A 14,887-nucleotide genomic window follows, 5' to 3' on the forward strand; every position below is an offset into this window, starting at 1 on the left:
GCAACAAGTTTTTAACATGTTGTGAGAGCGTTAATGCTAAACAGAGCATCAAAACCCTTCGTCAAACTCGTCGAAAGATATCTTCCTGACCCCTACATTTTCGTTTTATTACTCACCCTAATTACGTTTGCGTTTGCAGTGGTCATTCAAAATCAGTCTCCACTTACCACAATTCAGCAGTGGGGAGACGGATTTTGGGGGCTGCTCACATTTTCAATGCAAATGCTCTTGGTGTTAGTCACTGGGTTTATGCTGGCATGCACGCCGTTGGTAAAAGCCTTACTTGAAAAACTTGCGAGCTTAGCGAAAAGCCCTGGAAGCGCCATTGTGCTGGTAACGATTGTGTCGCTTATCGCAAGCTGGATAAACTGGAGCTTTGGTCTTGTTGTAGGCGCGTTGTTTGCTAAAGCCTTGGCAAGAAAAGTGTCGGTTGATTATCGGTTATTGGTGGCAAGCGCGTACTCAGGCTTTATTGTATGGCATGGCGGTTTAGCGGGCTCTGTGCCCTTAACTATTGCAACGCCGGGTCATTTTTCAGAAGCACAGATTGGCGTAGTTGGCACTGGCGAGACTATTTTCAGTGGGTTTAACTTGCTGTTATTGGCAATCATGTTCGTGATTATTCCTCTTGTTAATCGTTTAATGTTACCGCCTGAATCTGAAAGCATTATTGTCGATAGCGCCAAGCTAAAAGACGACGCTTTGCCTTCGGCAACAAATGAGCGGCCCGCAGACAAACTTGAAAACAGCAAGGTGCTTGGGTTACTCGTAGGCTTTGCAGGGCTTGCTTATCTCACCAACTACTTTGTTTCAGGGGGCGGGCTTAATCTCAATATCGTTAATACGCTATTTCTCTTTCTCGCTATTGTCCTTCACGGTACACCACGCAATGTACTGCACAGCCTGCAGCAAGCCGTTCAGGGCGGTAGTGGTATTGTTATTCAGTTCCCATTTTACGCGGGGATCATGGCGGTAATGGTTCAATCAGGATTGGCGCAGACCATGTCAGAATGGCTGATTAGCTTTGCATCTGCAGAGTCATTGCCAGTATGGAGTTTTATTAGCGCAGGCATTGTTAATATTTTTGTGCCGTCGGGGGGAGGTCAGTGGGCAGTGCAAGCCCCTGTAATCTTGCCTGCTGCCGCTGAACTAGGTGCCGAAATAAATAGAGTTGCCATGGCAGTCGCGTGGGGCGATGCGTGGACTAATTTGATTCAGCCATTTTGGGCGCTACCCGTACTTGCCATAGCAGGCCTTAAAGCCAAAGACATTATGGGCTTTTGCTTGGTTCAGCTCATCGTAACCGGTGTCATTATATCCTTGGTATTGCGGTTTGTGTGAGGATGTTTACTTTAGGTACTGTATGAATTGAAGAGCGCACGGATCAGCAGTTTTGAGATGAAACTTTTTGGCCTTTTAAAATCATGCCAGCATCTAAAATTCCGAGAAGTGTTAGCGCTCATCAAGTAGTCGAACAACGTGATGAGCAAAACAAGTCTGAATTAAGAAATTGCAGGTAAGTTAATTCGTTCAAAAGGCTTCTTCTGGTTGGCAACACGCCCTCAGTTAGCAGGCAGTTGGAGCCAAGCAGGCGGTATGGCGAGATACGGAGCCGCTGGACTGTTTTGGAAAGCCGTACCCAAAGAGCAGTGGCCTGAAGACCCTGAGTACCTTAAAGCAATTGAAGAACAGTGGATGGAGCCTTTCGGTGATATGCGTCAAGAGTTGGTTTTCATTGGGCAAGGGCTTAATAAAAGCGACATTATCGAGCGGTTAGATCGTTGCTTGTTAACAGACGGTGAGCTTATTCAAGGCCATCATGTTTGGGCTGAAATGCCTGATCCATTTCCTGCGTGGGAGCACTAGTATGCAGGCGCTACAAGACGACAAAATTGTCTTCGAACGCAGCAGTTCTTGGCGCTCAAGCGCCGATGCTATGGTATTAGGCGATATCTTTAAAAAAGAGATCAGCGTTGCCATATGGACAAGGCCAGATGCGCCACTCATCTCGCAATATTATGACGACATTTTTACATCATTAGGACTGGGAATTCGCGGTGTTTTCTCTTTAGCATCACTTAAAGAGGAAATCGAAAAGCTTTTACCTGAAGGCAAAAGTAGCGCCGGAAAGCAGGCGGCCATTGAGGATATCTATTTGCTGTCGGACATGCTCACCACGCTATTTGATTGCGACAGCGTAGGTATAAGGTTAGTGCCCCTTTCATCAGCAATGTGCCCAAGCTTTCATGTGGACAATATACCTGTTCGGTTGGTGAATACCTATTTGGGCGAAGGTACTGAGTGGCTGCCGAAAGAAAGTGTGGTAACTAGCCCGATGATTGGCCTTAATGACGCAAATACTCAAGGGCTTACGAAGAATAGGTTGGGGCAGCACTATCAAGAAAACAGCGTTAGGCAAATGAACGCATTCGATGTGGGCTTACTTAAAGGAAAAGCGTGGCAGGGTCATGAGGAATTTGCTGCAGTCCACCGTTCTTGCAAAGTAATGCCTGAAACTCAACGCGTACTGCTTACTCTTGACCCTATGTAGTTTTTAAAAAACAGTGCAATTTTATAAACTGTGCGTAACTTATTATCGGTCACTTTGGCGCTATCATTTTTTCCATGAGTTTTCCCTTGTGATAGCGCTTTTTTCTTTCTTGGTACCTAGCCTCTCAAATCTTCTTAAATATTATAGTCTTTCATATTTAACGTATTGTGAATGCTAGGAATGCGTTCTTCTGCATGATGATTTACATACAGCAGTGTACTTGTGCCTGCTTTAGCCAATATATCAATAAGCTTGAGCACTTTTTGGCGGTTGAAGTCGTCTAAACCATTGCAAGGTTCATCCAAAATAAGCACGGCGGGGTGCTTAACCATAGAACGTGCAATAAGTACTAATCGCTGATCACCAAAAGACAGTGACTGAAACGGCGTGTTCTTTTTCTGTTTCAAACCTAATACTTGAAGCCACTGCTCTGCCACCATGCGCTCCGCTAGCGTTGGGCGGGTGTACAGACCAATACTGTCGTGAAAGCCTGAAATGATAACGTGCTCAACACTTGCATTCACTTTGTACTGCATGTGTAGCGCATTAGACATAATTCCAATGTGCTTCTTAATATCCCATATGCTCTCGCCAGTCCCCCGTTTAATGCCAAACATTGTTAAATCGTTGGTATAACAGTGGGAGTTATCACCGTTAAACATCTGAAGCAAACAGGTTTTACCTGATCCATTTGGACCAGTGATCTGCCAATGCTCATTTTTGTTAAGCGTAAAGTTAAGCTTTTCAAATACGGTTCGCTCATCGAAACGCACGAACCCATCTTTAAGTTGAATTAAGGTATGAGGTAGTGAATCTAACTCACTGTTCAGGTCGTTGCGGTTGGGGTCATCGCCGTGTTTGTCTTTAGCGTTAAGAGCTGAGGGAACATCTATATCATCAGACTCTAGTGCAAACCAGGTACTTAATTCTGAGCGCAAACCGTCATAGTTAAGTTTATCTTCAGATTTCCACGTAATGGCCAAGTCATCCATGACAATCAACTGGGCTTGCATATTCTTGGGAATATCTACGAGTTTGTTGGCGGTAAGTACTAAAGAAGCTTGCTGCTGAGAGACAAGAAAGCGACTAAATGCACTTATCGCTTCCACATCTAAGCCTTCGAAAGGTTCATCAAGTAAAACAATAGAGGCATTACTTAACCATGCCAGCATAATAATAATCTTGCGGGTTTCACCTGTTGAAAGTGAAAGAAACACATTATCTAGCAAATGCTCAATTCTAAGAGCAGAGGCTAGCTCGTTGTAATAACGATGACTTTGGTAATCTTTATTGATGCCCGCGAATAGTTCTCGAACTGAAGTTGGCTGGGCTATTACGTCTAAAATATCCGCACTGTCTTTTTGTTTTTCTTCTTCAATTAACGCTTGCTGTTTAAAAACCGATACTTCTGCAACAACCGAACTACATGCACGACTACCGCTTACGACCTTTCCGTTACCAGCAAGGGCGGAAATCAAAAGCGACTTCCCGCTACTATTTTTACCAGCAATTAGAAAGTGTGAAGGTGCGTTTTCAGTACAGAGTGATATTGAAAATGCCGGCGTAATGTATTGATTAGAAAGCTTTGTTTGAAATTCGGAAAGATACAGCATTAAAGATCGCGAATAAATATGAGGTAGAACCATTGTGATGTTTTCTGTTTATGTGTCAATGGTGAATAAGACTTTCTGAAGAAAGAGTCAGCTGGTAAGTTAGTCTTATAAAGTAAATGCAGCATTGGATGTTTGGTAAGGGAATAAATTAGTGAGCAAGGTAACACTCAGAGATTTTAGAATGAGGGATGTGGGTAGACTGGTAGATATTTTAAACCAACCCTCGGTCACTCAATATCTTTCGACAAAAATTCCTAACCCTTATACAAAAGAAGATGCCATGTGGTGGGTTCAAGAGGGTAGTACCCAAGGCTTTATAAGAGCTGTTGAGTATGAAGGCGAGTTAGTAGGGTGTATCGGTGTTAACCCAGGTAACTTTGAATATGAGAGATCTGGAGAAGTTGGGTACTGGCTTTGCTCATCACATTGGCGAAAAGGCATTATGCGCGAGGCGCTGCGCCAGATTATTACGCTTACTTTCTCAAACACAAATATAGAGCGCATTTTTGCCTGCGTATTTTCGTCCAATTTTGCTTCGCAAAAGCTGCTGCTAAATGCAGGGTTTGAGCAAGAAGCGATATTGCAACACGCCATCTTCAAAAATGGACGGTTTTACGATAGCCATATTTTTGCCATCTTGAAATAGCTAAAAGGTAATTCCCCAATAAAGTTTTTATCTGAGTCCGAGAAAACAACCTTCGAAAGGTGCGACCTATAAAAAGGAACTTTTGTGAAAAAAAAGATTTTATCAACTCTACTTGTTTTTCTAGTAATCATTTGCGCGGGGCTAATAGTGCCAGAAAAGCTCGTAATTCCAGTAGAGGGGGCATCTTCTAACGACTGGAATCACAATACGTTTTGGTACGAGCCATGGGGTAGTTCTGGTGTGCACAAAGGGGTAGATATCTTCGGGGCAAAAGGTACACCTGTTCAATCCGCCACAACAGGTTATGTTATCTACACAGGCGAATTAGGTAAAGGAGGTAACGTTGTCGCGGTTCTAGGCCCTAAGTGGCGTGTGCATTATTACGCTCATATGCAAGAAGTTACAGTGAAGAAAGGGGCTTGGTTATCTCAAAAAGATAAAGTGGGAACCCTTGGCGATACTGGCAATGCCAAAGGTAAGCAGCCTCACCTTCACTACTCGATAGTTTCTCTTATTCCTTTGCCATGGAAAGCAACGTCTGAAACTCAAGGCTGGAAAAAAATGTTTTTTCTTAATCCTCACGAGAAGTTACTTTAGGCGCAGGTGCAAGGATGAGAGCTTCTTTAGGTAAATACATACTTCATGTTGATGGTATCGCAGGAACGAGTACTGGCTTATTGCTTCTGCTTTTCCAAAATATAGCGAGCGACTTCTATCAACTGCCGAAAGGGCTTATTCTATTCTTAGCGGGTGCGAATTTATGCTATGGCATAAACGCATTAAGGCTTGCCCTAATGCGCAATAGAAAACTTAATGAAGTAACGGCTTTAGCTATTGCAAACTTTCTTTGGGCGGTTACATGTGCAGGAATTCTTCTCACTTATTACGAACAAGCGAGTATATTCGCACTGCTATTTATCAGTGCCGAGTGCATATTTGTAGCGATGCTTGGTTTGTGTGAATGGCGCTATAGATTTTTATTAGTTTCTAGTAGTGATTGATCTTCGCTTAAAGCAAATGCGGTTTTCAATCGTACCAATTCCATCCAACATCATTCTGAAAGATAACTAGTTTGTAAAATTTACGGCTATTTTCTAACCTTTTCCCGTAAAAATATTACTGAAGCGCTGAATTACCTACACATAATAATTCTATTATCTAAACCCTGTCATTTCCTTCTTATTTAAATAAACCATATTTTTCAAACGCTTGCGATTCTTCTTATTCCTTGGCACTCGTTTTGCGACCTTGTCAATGTGTGTATTTTCAAGGAAAAGATCAATGGAAACCGAACATCGAGCTGTCAAGCATACTGTCCAATTGCGTCAAAGTAACCAATTGGAAGTGAACGCTTTTGGTCGTTCCTTAACGCCTAGCAAACGGACTTCTAGCACAGCGAGAAAGCTCTTTATTGCTGCAGCTTCTTTCTGGTTACCTTTGGTAGGTGTTGCCTCGACCGTTTCCACTCCAACACCAGCAGCTTTGGAAGAGGCGAATACAACCTCAGCGTTACAAGCACAGTTAAAGCAAATGAAAAGCGCTTATGCTTTCTATTCTTCTATTGCCCAACAGGGCGGCTGGAAAACCCTAGATTCAGAATCAGTTCTTGAAAACGGTGCGCTAAGAAAGGCCACACGCAATAACAATACAACTAATGGCGAAAAGCAGAGCCAAGTTATACGTGCGCTTATCTCCCGCTTAGGAAGAGAATACTCATCATTAGACACCAGCTGTGTCCATGCTTTAACAGCGGTTAACTCCAAGTCATGCGTTTTTAGTGAAGATGTTGAAGAGACAGTGAAAGATTTTCAACGCCGCCACGGACTGCTAGTCGATGGCGTAGTGGGCAGAAAGACGCTTGCTGCACTAAATGTGACGGCAGATGAAAAAGCCCAGCAATTAGCACTGAATATAACACGCTTAGAAATGTTCGAAGAAAAAGACAGCGATGCTTACGTGTTAGTTAACATTCCAGAATTCCGCCTTCGTTATATTAGTCAAGGTAGAGTAAAAGCTACTAAAGACGTGGTAGTAGGCAAGCCAAGTTGGGCTACGCCTTCATTTAGCGATCATATCGAAAAGTTTGTGGTTAACCCAGAATGGCGTATACCACTTTCGATCGCGACTAAAGAGATCGCTCCAAAAGTGGCAGACAACCCTGATTACTTAGAAGAGAACAACATTGTTATTCGCAAAAACAGTTTTGTTGATGATGAGTTGGTTGACTCCAATACAATCGATTGGAAAAACATAAAGCCTTATCAGTTTGACCATTTTTTAGTAAAGCTTCCCAACGAAAAAAATCCGTTAGGCAAGGTTAAATATCTATTCCCGAATCGACACGCTGTGTACGTGCACGATACGCCGTATCAACAGTGGTTTAGTGAAACAAACCGCGCTGCGTCACACGGCTGCATTAGATTGGAAGACCCTTTTTCACTAGCAAGGTTAATTGCAGAAGAGCAGGGCGTAGATAGTCTAATGGATAACGTTATATCAGCCCGTGATTTAAGCCAGTCTAAAACCTTTCACCTTGAAGAGCCTCTGCCTATTCATTTGGTGTATTGGACCGCGTGGGCTGACCAAGACGGTAAGGTGAACTTCAGAAATGATATTTATCAGCGTGATCGACGCGACGCTCAGGCGCTTACTCAGGTAGCGTCTCTGTAAAAGAATATAAGCGAACGATAGTGGTAACAAGGTATATGAAGATGATAGTGAATAACTTAGCAGCTTCGATAGTGGCATTCGCATTACTCTTAACTGCACATAATGCAAATGCTATTTTACAGGGCGCAGATGCAAAGAGTGTCGAAATGATTCAGAAGAAAGTTTCTCAAAAAGCGCCACATGAGCCAGTTGTTGTTGAAAATGAAGCTCACCTAGAGGACGCTGAGTTTAGTTTAAAGATCAACAATATTGTGGTGCCTTATAACGTCTTTTCTTTATTTGTGCTACCTGGAGAAATTACTGAGCTAGAAATTATTTATCCGCAACCGGACAAAACCTATCAGTTGTTTGAAAACGGCGTAATGGTTGAGAAATCCGAATCTATGACCTGGCACTGGCAGGCGAAAGATACGCCGGGTGAACAGCGCCTAGAAATAAGAAGTAAAGACGGACAGGTTAATATGTCACTGAATGTATTTGTGATGGTTCCTGCCGAGGAAGTCCAAGGAGGACGCCTAAAATATTATCATATAGGGCCTTATCCAGATGAAAGCGAAGTTAAAAATAAAGACGTTTACGTTGAACCCGAAGGCTTTATTGAAGTTACCCAAAAAAACCAAGACTTACTGTTGTCTCCCCATTTCACGTTAAAAGAGTTCACCAGTAAACAGCGCTCTGGCTATCCTAAGTTCGTATATCTTCGTCCATCTCTACTTTTAAAGCTGGAAATGCTTAGAAGGGAAATGAATATGAACAATATTCACGTTTCAAATATGGTGATCATGAGCGGATACAGAACGCCTCAATATAATAAAGCAATCGGTAACGTCAAATTTAGTCGACACGTATATGGCGATGCTGCCGACATTTTTGTCGATAATGACGGTAACTACAGAATGGACGATTTAAACGGCGATGGGGTAGTAAATATTGCAGATGCTGACGTTATGGCAAACATGATTGCAGAGCTAAATAAACGCAGTGAATATAAAGGCTTGATCGGTGGTATGGGGGTTTACGGGCCTAAACCTCACCGTGGTCCATTCATTCATATCGACACCCGTGGTATTAAAGCGCGATGGAGAAAGCCTTAAGCAGATAATCGGTGTCTCTCAATTGCATTTAATTTTCAGTTAGCTAAAACGCCCGTTACATACGGGCGTTTTAACGAATATAAGGCTTATTGATAAGCACCACTAGCGTAGTGAAGCTCATAGCTGTGGCTGTAAATTTCGATGATATTACCGAACGGGTCTTCCATATAAATCATACGATATGGCTTTTCACCCGGGTAATAGTAACGCGGTTTTTCAATTGCAGTTAATGACAATTTACGATCAATTTCTATACTTTTTCAGTACGAAGATAGACAACAGTGAATAGAGACTCTCTTGAAGTTTATAAGCTTTCTTCTTTACATACTCCTTTTTTTTACCCTAAGTAAACAAAGTTACGCAGATTACCTGCAAGGCTGTAACGACCCTGAGTACCTAGAGTATGTTGAGAAGCGTTTTGCACACCTTGAATCAAGAAATCGTCGATTGCTAAATGAGACATGGAAAGACTACCAACTGAGTTTGTCGCTCAACAGTAATCCATATCAAGTGCTCAACAACTTAAGTAGGCATATAAAGTATAGTGCGCAATTTGAGTCCATTGAAATAGCTGAACTGAAGATTGAGCGCGCATTTGAATATGCTGATGAGATGAGCACAGAACAACAAATAGCGGGCGATGTGTACGATGGTTTCAGTATTGAAAATCATTATGTGGATATCGCTAGGGCGTGGATAGCCTATCGGCAAGGCGATGTTGAGGGTGCATTTCATGCGCTACATAATTCTATAAAGAGTGTTGATTCTGCGCTGCTGGGTGCTTTTGGGCCAGACTTTGATTTGGTGCGTCAGCTTTATAATGATGGTTATATTGACGCTGTGGTCGCTTACATCAATAAGACCGAATCATTTTGGACTGGCAAGCGACCCGATGCACTACGCAGTGCGTGGCTTAATATGATTAAGGCCGGCTGTAAAATACAATTTGACTCTATCGATACAATAAAAGCTGAGCAATTAGGGCTTACCGTGATTGACGTTCAAAAAGCGCTTGGTTTCGATTAACCGGTATGTTTGCTTTGTAGATGGAATTGGCAGAGTTGCTTTATCCCAAACTATCACGCTCATATAGCAAACTTCTGAACTCAAACAAATAGAGATATGCTATAACCCAAGAAACCTGTCGCCAAAGCCTTCTATTCAAGCTTTGGTTTCGAAGAGGTGGGGTTAGATGAAGATGGCGAAAACATGTTTGCTGTTATTGCCATTTAGCCACGGTCTAAATTTAAAGCAGCGAAATGCGAGGGATCTCAAGATATGGACGTCATAGATATTAAAACTTTTATTCCAAGTAAAAACTACGACACTTCTAAAGCATTTTATTCTGAGATTGGATTTAATGCAGAATACGTTAATGAAGACCTAACATTGTTTGAAAATGGTGATTGTCTCTTCTTTCTTCAGCGCTTCTATAATCCTGAATTGGCGAATAACTTTATGCTACAAATATGTGTAGCAGACATCCAAGACGCTTTTGATTTGTGCTCGCGCTCGTTACATAAAACGAAAATTTCATCAATAGAGCAACAACATTGGGGAAGTGTTTTCTATCTATGGGGCCCGTCGGGCGAACTACTTCACATTACCGAATTAGGTAGCTAGCCGTTTAATTATCGGCAGCTTTCTGTCTTAAGGCGGCAAGACGCCTCCGCTTTTTATGAATAGCCTGACGATAAACATCAAACTCTTTTAGCTCTGAAAATGGCTCATCTCCTAAAACTAGGCGCTTTACGTCACTTGGTTATCAGCAATTTTTTAAATGTAACCTTTAATGTAACCAATGCTGCTTGCAGCCTTTCTTTGGTGTGAATATTGCAAAAGCCTGCTTAAAGACACTGAAAATGTCGGTTTGCGTAGTAGCTGATCACTGTTTTTCGATGAGTTTTTGCTTCTTTCCGATAGAAATTTGACGTTTTTCACTGGACACGTGTAATGAAAAGTATGACAAAACCTGTCTCTCACGCTTTACTGACAGAAAATGGTCGCTTAGTCGCGAAAGCCTTGGCATATGCGGCGCTTCTCTTGGGCTTACTCTCCGGTTGCTCTTCATCTGACGAACCTAAGAGTCAATTTGCGCAAACCGATGCCAGCGACGTATCGGCATTAGGTAACGTGGAATATCATACCTATATGTTGGCAAATGAGCTTTTTGCGGATGTAGGTCCTGCTCGTCAGTCCCGTTATGCGGTAGTTGGCTTTGTACCTGCGGATACCATGAAATACAGTGAGAACCACCAACACCCGTTAATGTTGTTGGGCCATCAACTTGAACAGGGAATGATTACTGAGGCCACGAAAAGAGGCTTTTCTACTCAAGAATTTAAGCTTTCGAACGATATAATTGTTAGTGACGAGAGCGACAGAGTGTTAACCCGCAATATCGACCAGCTTTCCAACATTGAGCGCGTCGATTTTTATATTACCGGCACCATGGTGTATCAACAGTCTGGTGCGGTGGTTAACGCTCGAATTATTAACGCTAGAAATAAAAACATTGTCGCTGCGGCAACACGCTTTTTCCCTGCCGAACTGTTTTGGCGAGAAGAACAAGTAACCACCAGAAACGGCAAGTTATACAGAACTGAAGGTACGAGGTAACCCCATGAAAACACGAAATCAATACGCGGCGCTTTCGCTTTGTGCTTCACTGCTAAGCGTTAGCGGGTGCTCTATGATGATGGGGGAAGAAGAGGTGGCCGAACAAGCGCCTCAGCGCCCGGCCATGAATGTGATTGATATTACTGCCGCCGACCGCGCTCCCTCAAAGCCAGTTGAAAATACCAGTAATAATCAATCTCAGGGTATGGACGCGTACGGCGCTATCGGTCAACCCCCTTTGTATTCAAGCGTACAGGGCGCGTATAAAGGTCGACCTCTAACCAAGCATGTTGGCGACTATGTGAAAAACATGGCGCAAGACTTAATTGCCAATATGGAATACGTGAATAACAAAACGCCAATCGGTGTAACCCATTTTGCACTGCTAGATACTGACTTGCAGAAAACAGATTTGCTTGGCCGTCAAATGGCGGAATCTTTTGTTCACGAACTGCATAAATTCCGTGTGCCGGTTATCGACTTCAAAGCCACCGAGTATATTCGCATTACTGACGATGGCGATTTTGTATTAAGCCGAGACTATTTGGAGTTGAGCAGCAGCCTTCCTATTGAATACGTTTTAACCGGAACGATGACCAAGCACCAAGGTGGCGTGTTAGTTAACGCCCGTATTTTAGGCATGGAGTCGCGCGCGGTGGTGGCAACTGCGCAAATGTTAGTACCTTTCTACGTGGTGGATGCACTTATTCCAAGTGACGGTAGCCAGCAAAACGGTATGCGCGATGGCGTTAAGCTAAGTCGCGGCTAGGAGTTTCAGCATGGTGTTTACAAAGAAGCTTTTGCCTAGCAGTTGGGTAGCCGTTGGCATAATGCTAAGTGTATGTATGACAGGGTGCACTAGCACAGAGTCTATGGGCTCATTTTGGTTAGGTGAAGACGGTGAAATTACGCATCACGCCGAGCCAGTGCCTGTACCAAACCGTTCAGGGCTAGAGTACACACCAGATTCTCGCGATAGACAATATCAACAGCACGTGGAAGTCGAACCCGGCTATAAAGACCCATTACACCATGGCTATTCACCTTCACAAACGCACAAGCGCTTAAATGATTACGCCTCGCAACTTGCGATGGAGTTAATGGACAATGCAACCCGTCTTACACAGCAAGATATGGTGGGTGTGGCAAGTTTTGTGAGGCTTAATCAGTCGCTGAGCGACAGCACCGTGTTAGGCAATCAGCTTTCAGAGTATCTAATAGCCGAGTTGCAAGATTTTGGGTTAGCGGTTGTCGACTTTAAGCTTGCAGGTGGCATTACCGTAACGCCAGTGGGCGATTTCGTGCTTACTCGAGACGGAACTGCACTCGCTAAACAGGTCGAAATGGACCATGTTGTAACCGGCACCATCATTGAAGATGACAGAGGCGTACGCGTAAACGCCCGTATTGTGTCGCTGGAAAATAAACAAGTGGTAGCAAGCGCCAACGTATACATTCCCGCTTTTATCGTGATGGATTTAAATAAAATGGCTAGCGTAAACTAGCCATTAAGTTCCATTGTGCTCTGTTTTTTCAAAGCGAACTCATTTCATGTTCGCTTTAAAACCTCTAAACATCCGGACTTACCTACCTAGCTAATAAGAGAATGTTGGCAAAGCTGAGGCGCATTTTAACTCTGACTTCTAATCGCTTCGCGAGTCATAAAGCGGCTTGTGTTTACAGCATTAAGCAGATCATTGCTTAAAGGAAGCGGCTCCTTACATAGACTGCTCACCAAGATCTCTGCCATTAAAGGTGCTGTGGTTAACCCTCGTGACCCTAAGCAAGTAAGCGTGGAAACTACGCTGCTTGGCAACACTGGCGCGCTGGTTAACGGCTTGCCCACACCAAGCATATCGTAGTGCTCTTTCAGCGCATTAAAATCATGCAGTGCACCTACTACTGGCTGGTGGTCGGGGGAACCTAAGCGCGTTGCTGCTCTTGCTTCGCCGTCGTGCTGTAATGCCTGCACGATGTCGGTGTTTGCCAGCGCCTGTTCGTGTGTGGCGAGGTTCATTTCAGTTTCATCGCCTCGTACATCGGTACTTAAGTCGTTTTTAACGTAGGTTGAACCTAACGCATGCCGACCTTCGAATACGGGTGTCATATAGCCTTTGTGACACAACACAGTGCTAAGCTGTTCAATTGGCATTTGGGTGGGAATAGCTTCAACCTGTCCGCGAACAGGGCGAAGGGATAGGCTGTCAAAATCGCTAGCGTTTACCGCACCTGCACCAAGGGCAAGAATAAGGTGATCGGCAGTAATAACTTCTTCACTCTCAGCGCTATCTAAGTTAAAACGAATTTGCACCTGCTTCTTTGTTGTCTCAACTGCCTCATGAGATACATAGGTATGATTGGGTTTCAGCTCGAGTTTGCCACTTTGAAGTGCTTCTTCAATCATGGCGGTAACTAGCTGTGGAGGAGAAATCCATCCGCCGAGGCCAATGTATAAGCCTGAATAGGGAAGGGGCAGGTTAGCGATATCGCTTACTTCTTTGCTGTCCACGGGCTTAATCAAAGCTTCAGGCCATACGTCGGCTGCTGCCAGTTTATTTTGGCGTTCTGCTACCTTGTCGTTAAAGCTTAGTTGAATAACGCCACAGAAATCATGGGCAACGCTGGTGAGACCATTGGCTTTCACATTTTCAATAGTATGGTCGTAGCGTTGGCGCGCATACAAAAAACTGTGCGCCTGAATGCGGCTGGCAATACTTGCTTCGCTATGAAGCTGCGGGTAAAAACCGCCTTGCGGGTTGCCAGAAGCGCCGCTTGCAAGTGTTTCACCATCAAAATACAAAGTAGTGCTAATGCCGCGTTTTACTAAAGCTAGGCATGCCGAAGCTGCTGCAAGGCCGGAGCCTACTACTGCAACTTGACTTTTTTTATCTAAACTGTCGTCAGCGTACCTGTAATAGGGGCCAGCAGGCAGACGAAGTTTATGCTGTACATTCTCATTGTCTTGGTTAAAAACGCCGGTCAGCATGTCACGCTTACGGCCAAAACCATTGCGTTTTTTAATGGTAAAACCCACGCCGGCAAGCCCACGTTTTACGATGCCTGCGGCGGTAAAGGTTCCAAAGGTTGTACCTGTTTTTGACAAGCGAGCCATTTGGCTAAACAGAGCATCTGTCCACATATCAGGGTTTTTGCTTGGTGCAAAACCATCTAAAAACCAAGCATCAATGAGGCCATTTACAGGAGAATGCCATTGAGGTAAAAGCTCGTGAACATCACCAATCCACAAGTCGAGTGTGGTTGAATGGTTATCAAAATGAAGGCGATGACAACCTTCAAGGCCCATGGGGTAAAGTGAAGCGAGTGCTTTCGCTTCGTCTTTAAGGGCAGGAAAAGCTTCTAGCGCTCGCTGCATATCCTGTTGAGGCAGTGGAAACTTTTCCGTGGTAATAAAATACAGGCGCTTTAAGGGATGATCGGGGTTCGCCGCTATAAATTCGTTAAAGGCGCGCATGGCAACCAAAAAGTTCAGCCCAGTTCCAAAACCTGTTTCGGCGATGACAAAAGTTGGGTTGCGCCACTGTTGCCAGCGCTCAGCAAGGTCGTTGCCTGCAACAAAAACGTGTTGGGTTTCATCAATTCCGCTGTCGTTTGAAAAATAAACGTCGTCAAAATGGTCGGCGACAGGCGTACCGCTCTCATTAAAATGAACCTGTGCATGCTTAGATTTCACTGT

General features: G+C 43.9%; 14 protein-coding genes and 3 pseudogenes. 14 read left to right on the forward strand and 3 right to left on the reverse strand.

Annotated features, from left to right (window positions below):
- Positions 1–33 precede the first annotated feature (33 nt).
- The 3 genes and pseudogenes from AC27KT_RS18195 to AC27KT_RS18205 all read left to right on the forward strand — a co-directional run bounded on the left by AC27KT_RS18195 (position 34) and on the right by AC27KT_RS18205 (position 2,551).
- Entirely contained in the window at positions 34–1,341 is a 1,308-nt protein-coding gene (locus tag AC27KT_RS18195) for a short-chain fatty acid transporter (protein WP_487132268.1), read from the forward strand.
- Between the two features lie 165 nt (positions 1,342–1,506).
- Positions 1,507–1,866: pseudogene (locus AC27KT_RS18200) on the forward strand (GTP-binding protein); the annotation flags it as partial.
- Position 1,867: 1 nt separating this feature from the next.
- On the forward strand, positions 1,868–2,551 hold the full coding sequence (locus AC27KT_RS18205; protein ID WP_487132270.1) for a DUF1826 domain-containing protein: 684 nt from the start codon (positions 1,868–1,870) through the stop codon (positions 2,549–2,551).
- Between the two features lie 134 nt (positions 2,552–2,685).
- On the opposite strand, the gene AC27KT_RS18210 is transcribed toward AC27KT_RS18205, so the two are convergent.
- Positions 2,686–4,197: an ATP-binding cassette domain-containing protein gene (locus AC27KT_RS18210; RefSeq protein WP_487132272.1), complete on the reverse strand. Its 1,512-nt coding sequence runs from the start codon at positions 4,195–4,197 to the stop codon at positions 2,686–2,688.
- Between the two features lie 118 nt (positions 4,198–4,315).
- Between AC27KT_RS18210 and AC27KT_RS18215 the strand changes: the two genes are divergently transcribed.
- From AC27KT_RS18215 to AC27KT_RS18235, 5 genes are all read left to right on the forward strand, one after another.
- Positions 4,316–4,810 (forward strand): GNAT family N-acetyltransferase, encoded by a 495-nt coding sequence (locus AC27KT_RS18215; RefSeq protein WP_487132274.1) that lies wholly within the window; start codon positions 4,316–4,318, stop codon positions 4,808–4,810.
- A gap of 84 nt (positions 4,811–4,894) precedes the next feature.
- On the forward strand, positions 4,895–5,407 hold the full coding sequence (locus tag AC27KT_RS18220) for a M23 family metallopeptidase (RefSeq protein WP_487132276.1): 513 nt from the start codon (positions 4,895–4,897) through the stop codon (positions 5,405–5,407).
- Positions 5,408–5,421: 14 nt separating this feature from the next.
- The gene (locus AC27KT_RS18225) at positions 5,422–5,811 is read left to right on the forward strand and encodes a hypothetical protein (RefSeq protein ID WP_487132278.1); all 390 of its coding nucleotides are present in this window, start codon (positions 5,422–5,424) and stop codon (positions 5,809–5,811) included.
- 280 nt (positions 5,812–6,091) lie between these two features.
- Entirely contained in the window at positions 6,092–7,480 is a 1,389-nt protein-coding gene (locus tag AC27KT_RS18230; RefSeq protein WP_487132280.1) for a L,D-transpeptidase family protein, read from the forward strand.
- 41 nt (positions 7,481–7,521) lie between these two features.
- A complete protein-coding gene (locus AC27KT_RS18235; RefSeq protein ID WP_487132282.1) occupies positions 7,522–8,574 on the forward strand; it encodes a YcbK family protein in 1,053 nt (350 codons plus the stop codon).
- A gap of 86 nt (positions 8,575–8,660) precedes the next feature.
- On the opposite strand, the pseudogene AC27KT_RS18240 reads toward AC27KT_RS18235, so the two are convergent.
- Positions 8,661–8,795 (reverse strand): annotated as a pseudogene (locus tag AC27KT_RS18240) (glyoxalase); the annotation flags it as partial.
- Positions 8,796–8,871: 76 nt separating this feature from the next.
- Here AC27KT_RS18240 and AC27KT_RS18245 point away from each other — a divergent pair.
- From AC27KT_RS18245 to AC27KT_RS18270, 6 genes and pseudogenes are all read left to right on the forward strand, one after another.
- Complete coding sequence (locus AC27KT_RS18245) at positions 8,872–9,600, forward strand: hypothetical protein (protein WP_487132284.1); 729 nt, start codon at positions 8,872–8,874, stop codon at positions 9,598–9,600.
- A gap of 22 nt (positions 9,601–9,622) precedes the next feature.
- A pseudogene (locus tag AC27KT_RS18250) lies at positions 9,623–9,807 on the forward strand (GNAT family N-acetyltransferase); the annotation flags it as partial.
- A gap of 45 nt (positions 9,808–9,852) precedes the next feature.
- Entirely contained in the window at positions 9,853–10,197 is a 345-nt protein-coding gene (locus tag AC27KT_RS18255; protein WP_487132286.1) for a VOC family protein, read from the forward strand.
- Positions 10,198–10,527: 330 nt separating this feature from the next.
- Entirely contained in the window at positions 10,528–11,193 is a 666-nt protein-coding gene (locus AC27KT_RS18260; protein WP_487132288.1) for a FlgO family outer membrane protein, read from the forward strand.
- A 4-nt stretch (positions 11,194–11,197) separates the two neighbouring features.
- Positions 11,198–11,962 carry a FlgO family outer membrane protein gene (locus tag AC27KT_RS18265; RefSeq protein ID WP_487132290.1) on the forward strand — a complete coding sequence of 255 codons (765 nt, stop codon included), beginning with the start codon at positions 11,198–11,200 and terminating at the stop codon, positions 11,960–11,962.
- 10 nt (positions 11,963–11,972) lie between these two features.
- Positions 11,973–12,698: a FlgO family outer membrane protein gene (locus tag AC27KT_RS18270; RefSeq protein WP_487132292.1), complete on the forward strand. Its 726-nt coding sequence runs from the start codon at positions 11,973–11,975 to the stop codon at positions 12,696–12,698.
- 125 nt (positions 12,699–12,823) lie between these two features.
- Here the strand turns inward: AC27KT_RS18270 and mnmC are convergent, their stop codons facing one another.
- Positions 12,824–14,884 carry a bifunctional tRNA (5-methylaminomethyl-2-thiouridine)(34)-methyltransferase MnmC2/FAD-dependent 5-carboxymethylaminomethyl-2-thiouridine(34) oxidoreductase MnmC1 gene (gene mnmC / locus AC27KT_RS18275; RefSeq protein WP_487132294.1) on the reverse strand — a complete coding sequence of 687 codons (2,061 nt, stop codon included), beginning with the start codon at positions 14,882–14,884 and terminating at the stop codon, positions 12,824–12,826.
- Positions 14,885–14,887: the final 3 nt, after the last annotated feature.

Source organism: Alteromonas sp. 5NW40-0090 (assembly GCF_057552975.1).

Coding starts and splice junctions, on each gene's coding strand:
- AC27KT_RS18195 (WP_487132268.1), top strand. CDS start 34: ATGCTAAACAGAGCATCAAAACCCTTCGTCAAACTCGTCGAAAGATAT.
- AC27KT_RS18205 (WP_487132270.1), top strand. CDS start 1,868: ATGCAGGCGCTACAAGACGACAAAATTGTCTTCGAACGCAGCAGTTCT.
- AC27KT_RS18210 (WP_487132272.1), bottom strand. CDS start 4,197: ATGGTTCTACCTCATATTTATTCGCGATCTTTAATGCTGTATCTTTCC.
- AC27KT_RS18225 (WP_487132278.1), top strand. CDS start 5,422: ATGAGAGCTTCTTTAGGTAAATACATACTTCATGTTGATGGTATCGCA.
- AC27KT_RS18230 (WP_487132280.1), top strand. CDS start 6,092: ATGGAAACCGAACATCGAGCTGTCAAGCATACTGTCCAATTGCGTCAA.
- AC27KT_RS18235 (WP_487132282.1), top strand. CDS start 7,522: ATGATAGTGAATAACTTAGCAGCTTCGATAGTGGCATTCGCATTACTC.
- AC27KT_RS18255 (WP_487132286.1), top strand. CDS start 9,853: ATGGACGTCATAGATATTAAAACTTTTATTCCAAGTAAAAACTACGAC.
- AC27KT_RS18260 (WP_487132288.1), top strand. CDS start 10,528: ATGAAAAGTATGACAAAACCTGTCTCTCACGCTTTACTGACAGAAAAT.
- AC27KT_RS18265 (WP_487132290.1), top strand. CDS start 11,198: ATGAAAACACGAAATCAATACGCGGCGCTTTCGCTTTGTGCTTCACTG.
- AC27KT_RS18270 (WP_487132292.1), top strand. CDS start 11,973: ATGGTGTTTACAAAGAAGCTTTTGCCTAGCAGTTGGGTAGCCGTTGGC.